3 protein-coding genes are annotated in these 1,991 nt (G+C 45.3%); all 3 read left to right on the forward strand.

Annotation, left to right across the window (positions count from 1 at the left end; all coding sequences use genetic code 11):
- Nucleotides 1-247, forward strand: a 247-nt coding sequence (locus GX419_13770) for a glycine cleavage system aminomethyltransferase GcvT (GenBank protein ID NLI25765.1), incomplete at its 5' end; no start/stop codon positions are given.
- Nucleotides 248-265: 18 nt separating this feature from the next.
- Complete coding sequence (locus GX419_13775) at nt 266-1,021, forward strand: 2-phosphosulfolactate phosphatase (GenBank protein ID NLI25766.1); 756 nt, start codon at nt 266-268, stop codon at nt 1,019-1,021.
- A 92-nt stretch (nt 1,022-1,113) separates the two neighbouring features.
- On the forward strand, nt 1,114-1,991 hold an 878-nt coding region (serC, locus tag GX419_13780; GenBank protein ID NLI25767.1), incomplete at its 3' end, for a 3-phosphoserine/phosphohydroxythreonine transaminase.

Raw genomic sequence — 1,991 nt, forward strand, 5'->3', positions numbered from 1 at the left:
AAAACTTGTTGGTTTTGAAATGATAGAGAGAGGGATTCCCCGGCAGCATTATACCATTGCCGATGCATCAGGCAACAAGGTGGGAGAAGTCACTTCGGGAACCATGTCCCCCATGTTGAAAAAGGGAATAGGAATGGGGTACGTAAAAACCGAACTGTCGGCCCCCGGAACGGAAATCTTCATCATCATCAGGGAAAAACCTGTCAAGGCTGTTGTGGTGAAACCTCCTTTCTACAAACCGCAGTAACCGTTATTTATACGATAAATGGATGATGTGCTGAACAAGGCCTCCGGCAGGACACTGCGGATTGAAGTGTGTTTTTCACCGGTGATGTATTCTGCCTTCCACAATCCGGAAGCGATTGTGGTTATTACCGATGTTTTGAGGGCTTCCTCTGCCATTGTTACAGCCCTGATGAACGGTGCGCAGTCGGTTATTCCGGTGGAAACGATTCAGGAGGCAAAGGATTTGAAATCGAAGGGATTTCTTGTTGCGGCCGAAAGGGATGGTATTAAACTGGATTTTGCCGATCTGGGAAACAGCCCCTTTAATTTTACCGTAGAAAAAATTTCCGGAAAACAGATTGTTTATTCCACTACCAATGGAACGCAGGCTATTCATATGGCCAGGGAAGCGCACAGGGTGATTGTGGGAGCCTTTATTAACCTTTCGGCAACCTGCAGGTATCTTACCGGCATGGGCCGCGATATCATCATCTTATGTGCCGGCTGGAAAAACAGGTTCAGTCTTGAAGACACGGTGCATGCCGGTGCTATTGTGGAAAAAGTATTGCAAGACCAACGGTACAGCACTATCTGCGATTCGGCCCTTGCCGCGCTGGATTTATGGAAATTGGCAAAACCGGATATCAGGGGATATCTGGAAAAATGTGCCCAGAGAAGCCGGCTGAGAAAGAATAAACTCGATGATGTTATTGACTACTGTTTCACCCCTGATCTGACGGAGGTGATTCCTGTTTTTCAGGAAGGACAACTTGTTGATATCCATAGAAAAAGCTGAAGAACATTCATGGTATTTCATCCGTTTTCAGGAATTGAATCAAAAAATGAAGATATTTACACTGAAATTTAACCTTTAATACATTCACGCAAATGAAAAAGCATAATTTTTCAGCAGGGCCCAGTATTTTGCCGCAGTACACCTTTGAAGAAACGGCTAAGGCAGTATTGAATTTCAACAACATGGGGCTTTCCATCATGGAAATTTCCCACCGGAGCAAAGATTTTGAAGCAGTTGTCAATGAGGCTGTTGCACTCTTTAAGGAGTTGCTGTCCATACCGGAGGGGTATTCCGTTATTTTTCTCGGAGGAGGTGCAAGCTTGCAATTTTGCATGGTGCCTTACAATCTTCTCGAGAAGAAAGCAGCTTATCTGAATACCGGGGTATGGGCATCAAAGGCTATTAAGGAGGCAAAATATTTTGGAGAAGTAGTGGAAGTTGCCTCTTCCAAGGATGCCAACTTCAATTACATTCCGCGCAATTTTACCATTCCGAAGGATGTGGATTATTTTCATATAACCACCAACAATACCATTTACGGGACAGAGCTTAAGGAAGATATGACTTCGCCTGTACCGCTGGTGGCTGATATGTCATCCGATATTTTCAGCCGGCCGGTGGATGTGAGCAAATACGGTCTCATTTACGGAGGAGCACAGAAGAACCTTGGACCTGCCGGTGTAGCCTTTGTGATAGTCAGAAACGATATTCTCGGGAAAGTTTCCCGCCCGATTCCTTCCATGCTCAATTACCAGCTTCATATAGAAAACAATTCGTTGTACAATACCCCGCCCGTGCTGCCTATCTATTCTTCCCTGCTCACGCTTCGATGGCTGAAGAAACAGGGTGGTGTTCAGGCGATGCAGAAAAGGAACCAGGAAAAAGCCTCTTTGTTATACGAAGAGATTGAACGGAACCGTTTGTTTAAACCTACCGTGCCGAAGAAGGAAGATCGTTCCATAATGAACGT

This window comes from Bacteroidales bacterium (assembly GCA_012517825.1).
Lineage (GTDB): Bacteria > Bacteroidota > Bacteroidia > Bacteroidales > JAAYUG01 > JAAYUG01.

What these genes read in the sequence shown, in the direction of transcription:
- GX419_13775 (NLI25766.1), top strand. Translation starts at nt 266, where the DNA reads ATGGATGATGTGCTGAACAAGGCCTCCGGCAGGACACTGCGGATTGAA.